Annotated in this window: 4 protein-coding genes; 1 reads left to right on the plus strand and 3 read right to left on the minus strand. The window is 60.5% G+C overall.

The window, feature by feature from the left end:
- Positions 1-92 precede the first annotated feature (92 nt).
- Positions 93-1,646, minus strand: coding sequence for a glucose-6-phosphate dehydrogenase (gene zwf, locus NW829_RS04595; protein ID WP_011433572.1), 1,554 nt, complete (start codon positions 1,644-1,646; stop codon positions 93-95).
- A gap of 37 nt (positions 1,647-1,683) precedes the next feature.
- Positions 1,684-2,682, minus strand: a complete 999-nt coding sequence (gene fbp, locus NW829_RS04600; protein WP_011433573.1) for a class 1 fructose-bisphosphatase — start codon at positions 2,680-2,682, stop codon at positions 1,684-1,686.
- Positions 2,683-3,040: 358 nt separating this feature from the next.
- Between fbp and ilvD the strand changes: the two genes are divergently transcribed.
- Positions 3,041-4,738, plus strand: a complete 1,698-nt coding sequence (gene ilvD, locus NW829_RS04605; RefSeq protein ID WP_414416537.1) for a dihydroxy-acid dehydratase — start codon at positions 3,041-3,043, stop codon at positions 4,736-4,738.
- Positions 4,739-4,904: 166 nt separating this feature from the next.
- On the opposite strand, the gene NW829_RS04610 is transcribed toward ilvD, so the two are convergent.
- Positions 4,905-6,905: a PhoX family protein gene (locus NW829_RS04610; RefSeq protein ID WP_414416538.1), complete on the minus strand. Its 2,001-nt coding sequence runs from the start codon at positions 6,903-6,905 to the stop codon at positions 4,905-4,907.
- Positions 6,906-6,997: the final 92 nt, after the last annotated feature.

Below are 6,997 nucleotides of genomic sequence, written 5' to 3' on the forward strand. Positions count from 1 at the left end.
CCCACGCAATAAACAGGCCATGCCCATGTTAGCTGCAACAGCCGGGGATCCCTACTTCTCAGTGTTCTCCTCTGCAACTGCCATCGGCCAAATCAGAGGCGTCGCCACCGCCGCCCCGATTGGGTGAGCAAATCTTCGGCAGCCTTCGGCCCCCAGGTGCCGGCCTCATAGGTGAACAGAGGCGGTGCAGCACCGCCGCCATTGCCGCTGCCGGGCTCAGACTCCCAGGCCGATAACACCGGCGTCACCACCCGCCAGGCCGCTTCAACCTCATCGGCACGGGTAAACAGCGTTGGATCCCCCAGCAGACAATCCAGGAGCAGGCGATCGTAAGCATCCGGTGTACTCGCTCCAAAGGCAGTCCCATAGCGGAAATCCATATCCACCGAGCGGGTGCGGATCTCTGGCCCCGGCATCTTGGCCTCAAAGCGCAACGAGATGCCCTCATTGGGTTGGATGCGCAGTACCAGGATGTTGGGACTCACCTCCCGAGCTGCCGATTGGAACAGGGAAAGGGGCACCTGCTTAAAGTGAATGGCCACCTCCGAAACCTTCTTGGGCAGGCGTTTCCCAGTGCGCAAGTAGAAGGGCACCCCCTTCCACCGCCAAGTATCACACTCCAGTTTCAGAGCGACGTAGGTGGGGGTTTTGGACTGGGGATTGACATTGGGCTCCTGCCGATAGCCCAGCACCGGCTTGCCGGCAATCCAGCCAGGGCCGTACTGCGCCCGCACCGCTGCGGCTGCCACATTGCGGGGATCCGCTAGGCGGGTGGCCTGCAGCACCTTGGTCTTTTCGTTGCGCACCCCATCGCTGCGCAGTGAGACAGGTGGCTCCATGGCCGTCAGGCAATAGATCTGCATTAGGTGGTTTTGCACCATGTCTCGCAGGGCGCCGGCAGTGTCGTAGTAGCCGGCCCGATCCTCCACCCCCACCGTCTCCGCCACGGTGATCTGCACATGGTCGATGTAGTTGCGGTTCCAGAGAGGCTCGAAAATGGCGTTGGCAAAGCGGAAGACCAGCAGGTTTTGCACCGTCTCTTTGCCCAAGTAGTGATCAATGCGGTAGATCTGCTCTTCCTGGCAAATTCGCTGCACAAGGCGGTTGAGTTCCTGGGCCGAGGTGAGGTCGTGGCCAAAGGGCTTTTCGATCACCACCCGCGTTTTGGTCGGATCGGCCACCATACCGGCTGCCCCCAGCTGTTGGATGGCCTGGGCATAGAAGTCCGGCGCCACCGCCAGATAGAACACTCGGTTGCCGCGGGTGCCCCGCTCTTCGTCCAGCTGGCTGAGCAGCTGCTTTAGGCGCAGATAGCTCTCAGCATCTCCGATATCGAGGCGGCAATAGAACAGGCGGCTGGCGAAGTCCTGCCAGAGGGCCTCCGGCCCCAAGTCCTGGGGGGCAAACTCCTGCACGGCAGCCCGCATCTTTTCCCGATAAACCTCGTGAGTCCAATCGCGGCGGGCCACCCCCACCAAAGTAAACTCCGGCGGCAGCCGCCGCTGCCCAAACAGCCGGTAGTAGGCCGGGAGCAGCTTGCGGGCGGCCAGATCCCCAGAAGCGCCAAACTGCACCACAATGCAGGGATCCGGGGTGCGTTCTTGGTTGAGACCAACGCGAAGGGGGTTTTCTGCCAGGGTTACCATAGGCCAGCTTGGCTCAAAGAGAAGGATTGGGAAGAACCTAGGGCACCAGAGAACCCTCTAGGCAGCGCAGCACTTCTTCCACGTTCTCGCGGCTGCCGATGATAAGGGGCACCCGTTGGTGGAGAGATTGGGGGACGATGTCTAGGATGGCCTCGGTGCCGGTGGTGGCCGCCCCGCCCGCCTGCTCGGCCAGAAAAGCCAGGGGGTTGGCCTCGTACATCAGGCGCAGCTTGCCCTCCGGTTTTTTCTGGGTGCCGGGATAGAGGTAAACTCCGCCCTGCAGGAGAATGCGGTGAAAATCCGCCACCAGAGCGCCGCTGTAACGGGAGATGTAGCCATCGCGGCGGTGAACATACCGGACATAGTTCTGGATCCCTTCGCTCCACTGGCAAAAATAGCCCTCGTTGAGGCTGTAGACGGAGCCGCGTTCAGGAATGCGGATGTCGCTGCGGGAGAGGATAAATTCCCCCAAGCTGGGATCCAACGTAAAACCGTGTACCCCCTTGCCGACGGAATAGACCAATTGGGTGCTGGGGCCGTAGAGAATATATCCCGCAGCCAGTTGGCGACGGCCCGGTTGCAGCAGGTCTTGGTTGTCCGCTTCCGGGCGATCCTCAAGAGGGTGAAGGACGGAGAAGATGGAGCCGACGCTGAGGTTGGCGTCAATGTTGGAGGATCCATCCAGGGGATCGATCATCAGGGCCAGGCGGCTGAGGGAGCAGTTTTCCGGCAGGCGAGCCGGGGTTTTCATCTCTTCCGAGACCAGCCGACACACCAGGCCCGTTTGCTCCAAAGCGCGAATGAAGGCCCGGTTGGCATAGTCATCCATCTGTTGCTGTTCTTCCCCTTGGACATTGAGGCTGCCGGTAACCCCCAGCGCCCCTTCGATCAGTCCTGCCTGACTCAGCCGCCGGGCAATCATCTTGCCGGCCAGGGCAATGCGGTTCATCAGGGCGCTGAAGTCTTGGGCCTCTGCCGTAAAACTGCCAAACTGCTGTAAAACATGACGGGAGAGGGTGAGCACATCCCGCAACATCTCCCGTGAGGACTCCGTCCCGCTAACGCGGTCGGCACTGCTGGGCACTGCAGGCGAGGGGAGAGGAGAGCTGAGAACCATACGAGGCTTCGCCAACACGAAGGGGAAACACCAACACCCAGGATCCCTGGCCCCCATGTCTTGACTCGGTCTCGCTAACGCGATTGGAACCTGGGATCCCTTCTATTAGGTAGGCTGGCCGATTCCTGGCGCAGGTGCAGACAACTTACAGAGTTGCTTCAGATTTGGTTTGGATCCCTCTTGCCGGCAGAGCTAGTGTTCCCCCGAAGAAACGCGGTAGGATGAGTTCTACCCCTTTTCTCCTCTCCCTACTTCGTCCCGGTTTCCTCTTGCAATGATGGCCAATTCCCCTTTCCCGCTGCGCAGCCAAGTGGTTACCCAGGGAGTACAGCGCTCCCCCAACCGCGCCATGCTCAGGGCCGTAGGCTTTCGCGACGAAGACTTCGGCAAGCCCATTGTCGGCATTGCCAACGCCCACAGCACCATCACCCCCTGCAACATGGGGATCCAAACTCTGGCGGAGCGGGCGGAGGCGGCTCTGAAGGCAGCGGGCTGTATGCCCCAGGTGTTCGGCACCATCACCATCAGCGACGGCATCTCGATGGGCACGGAGGGGATGAAATACTCCCTGGTGTCGCGGGAAGTAATTGCCGATTCCATCGAGACGGTGGTCAACGGCCAGAGCATGGATGGCCTCTTGGCCATCGGCGGCTGCGACAAGAATATGCCGGGGGCGATGATTGCCATGGCCCGCCTCAATGTGCCCTCCATCTTCGTCTACGGCGGCACCATCAAGCCGGGTCACTACAATGGCCGCGACCTCACCATCGTCAGCGCCTTTGAAGCGGTGGGGGAGTTCAGTGCCGGGCGCATCTCCGAGGAAGAGCTGCTGGCGGTGGAGCGCCATGCCTGTCCCGGTGCCGGATCCTGCGGCGGCATGTACACGGCCAACACCATGTCCAGCGCGTTTGAGGCTATGGGGATGAGTCTGCCCTACTCCTCCACCATGGCTGCAGAAGACGAAGAGAAACCCGAAAGTGCCGCCCAATCGGCCAAGGTCTTGGCAGAGGCCATCAAAGCCAACCTCCGCCCCCGCGACATCATCACCCGTAAAAGCATTGAAAATGCCATCTCGGTGATCATGGCCGTAGGGGGATCCACCAACGCCGTGCTCCACTTTCTGGCCATTGCCCATGCGGCAGAAGTGCCCCTGACGCTAGATGATTTCGAGACCATTCGTGCTCGCGTGCCTGTCCTCTGCGATCTCAAGCCTTCAGGGCGGTTTGTGGCCACCGACCTGCACCGGGCCGGCGGGATCCCCCAGGTGATGAAAATGCTGCTCAACCACGGCCTGCTGCACGGGGACTGCCTCACCATCTCCGGCCAGACCATCGTCGAAGTCCTGCGGGATGTGCCGGACGAGCCTAGCCCGGATCAGGAGGTGATCCGCCCTTGGCACAGCCCCCTGTATCCCCAAGGGCATCTGGCCATCCTCAAGGGGAATCTGGCTCCCGAAGGAGCAGTAGCCAAGATTACCGGCGTCAAGAACCCGAAAATTACCGGGCCGGCGCGGGTCTTCGATTCAGAGGAGTCCTGCCTGCAGGCCATCCTCTCCGGCCAGATCCGAGCAGGGGATGTGGTGGTGATCCGCTACGAAGGCCCCAAAGGTGGCCCCGGCATGCGGGAGATGCTCTCGCCCACTTCGGCCATCATCGGCGCCGGCTTGGGGGATAGCGTTGGCCTGATCACCGATGGCCGCTTCTCCGGCGGCACCTACGGCATGGTAGTGGGCCATGTGGCTCCCGAAGCCTATGTGGGGGGCACGATTGCCCTGGTGGAGGAAGGGGATCTCATCACCATTGATGCCCCGGCTCGCCAGTTGCACTTGCATGTGAGCGAAGAAGAGCTGGCCCGCCGCCGCGCCCGCTGGTCTCCTCCTGAGCCTCGCTACAAACGGGGCACCCTAGCCAAGTACGCCAAGCTGGTCTCCAGCAGCAGCCTGGGAGCAGTGACGGATTTGAACCTGTGGGATTAATTTCCCTCACCCCCGGCTCGTCTCCCAGAGGGAGAATTGGTACTTGAGAGATAGCTCCAGATTCCTGACCCTGCAGGGATCAGCCTTGCTGGGTTAAGTGCAAGAAAGCGGCAGAGAGAAGGGATCCCTGCCGCTGGGTTTTATGGGCTGACGGCCTCAGAGACAACTAGGTACCGATGATCCCGCCGTCATTTTTGGTGATCACCACCACCGCCGAGCGGGGGTAGAGATTGGGGTCGTAGTCTGGCCAGCGGGAATTGACCTTGCCGGCAGCAAAGTCGTCCTCGCTGGTGCTGGCGCCTGGGTGCTGCACGTTGATGAACATGGTGCGCTGATCGGGAGTGGTGACCACACCGGTGATCTCCTGCCCAATCGGCCCGGTCAAGAAGCGGCGAATTTCCCCTGTATCCGGATCGGCAGCCAACATTTGGTTATTGCCAAAAGGAGCAAAATCCCCTTGGTTGAGATTGCTTTCGCTGGTGTCGGTCTGGATCCAGAGGCGACGGCTGGCATCGAACCACAGACCATCGGGAGAGTTGAAGATGTTATCTGCATTGAGGGGTTGACCTGATAGGGTGCGGCTATCTTCAGGCGGCCCGGCCAAGACAAAGAGATCCCACTCGAAACGGGTGGCTTGAGGCCGGTCGTTGGCTTCCTTCCAACGGATGATGTGACCCCACTTGTTTTTGGGACGGGGGTTGGCAGCGTTCACCTGGTCTTGTTCCCGACGGCTGTTGTTGGTCAGGGTGAAGTAGACCATGCGGGTTTGCGGATCCACCGCTCCCCACTCAGGCCGGTCCATTTTAGTAGCACCGACAAAATCCGCCGCCGTGCGGGTATTCACCAACACATCTGCTTGGCTGGTGAAGCCGTTTTCCGGGGTTAGACCGTTTTTCCCAAACACCAGCGGCAGCCACTCCCCTGTGCCATCTTCGTTGAACTTGGCCACATACAGGGTGCCATTGTCCAACAGATGTCCACCCGCCGTTTCCTTGCGGTAGGGCTCGGCAGAGACGTACTTGTAGATGTACTCAAAGCGGGCATCATCCCCCATATAGGCCACAATCGGCTGGCCTTCCACCGGCGGCTGAAACACCACGCCTTCGTGGGCGAAGCGGCCCAGAGCGGTGCGCTTCTTGGGAGTGCTGCTGGGATCAAAGGGATCGATCTCCACCACCCAGCCAAAAGTGTTGGGCTCATTGCGGTAGTCTTGAGTGGCATCCGCAGCGGTGGGGGTGGCGTTGAAGCGGATGAACTCGTCTGCCTTGTTGCTGGCCAGCTCCCAGCCGTAGCGGGAAGTCTCGGTGCTCACGCCGTAGCGCTTGTGCTCCCGGGGCAGGTTGGGCTTTTGGTCGGGGCCTTTGCTGGTGTTGCTGAAGTAGTCCGCCCAGTTCTCCTCACAAGTAAGGTAGGTATTCCAGGGAGTGACGCCGTGGGCGCAGTTGTTCAGGGTGCCACGGGTCATCGTGCCTTCGGGGCTGAACTTGGTTTTCACAAAGTCGGATCCCCGCACTGGCCCTTGGATCTCCATGAGGGTAAGACCGGTGATGCGGCGGTTGAGGCGATCCCGCACCACTTCCCAACTGCCGTCTCCCTGCTGCTTGATGTGGACAATGCTCACCCCGTGGCCATTCAGCTCTTTCAGCACCTGGTCGGGATCGCGGCTGCCGTCAGGATTGGTGGGATACAGGTCGGAATCCAGCTTCTGGCCCACAGCCGCAGCATGCATAAACCGAGGCTCAACGTACTCGTGGTTAAACACCAGCAAACCCTCGGTGGAGCTGCCCTGCCAGGGATCCTTCCCTTCGATGGGGAAGAAGTGCATGCCATCGTGGTGGGTACCCACCTGCATTCCCTGCTCGGCACCGGTGTTTTCCAGCTTGAACTGTGGATAGGTGCCGGTGATGGGAGTACCCCAAGCCAGCAGCGGTCGGGCAGTGTAGCCTTCGGGCACCACCAGTTTGTCTTCCGCGCTCACAGGAATTGCCTTGAAGCCCAGCAAAGCACTGCCACTGGCGGCTTTTGCCGATTTGGAAGCACCGTTCAGCGCAGGCAAGCCAAAAAAGGTGGCCACCGCTGCAGCAATTCCCCCCTGCAACACTTGACGCCGCTGCAAACGGCTCTCCAGGATGCTGCTGAAAGTGGGGTTGGGAGAGTGGTTACACATAGGCTCGTCTCCAGGACGAAGCTTAGGGCCATGCGAATGGATACTCACGTTGACTTCTCCTCTTGTCTTGACAAGTTTTGTTTAGAAACTTG

The organism is Synechococcus sp. R55.8 (assembly GCF_047461895.1).
In the GTDB taxonomy this organism is placed as follows: Bacteria; Cyanobacteriota; Cyanobacteriia; order Thermostichales; family Thermostichaceae; genus Thermostichus.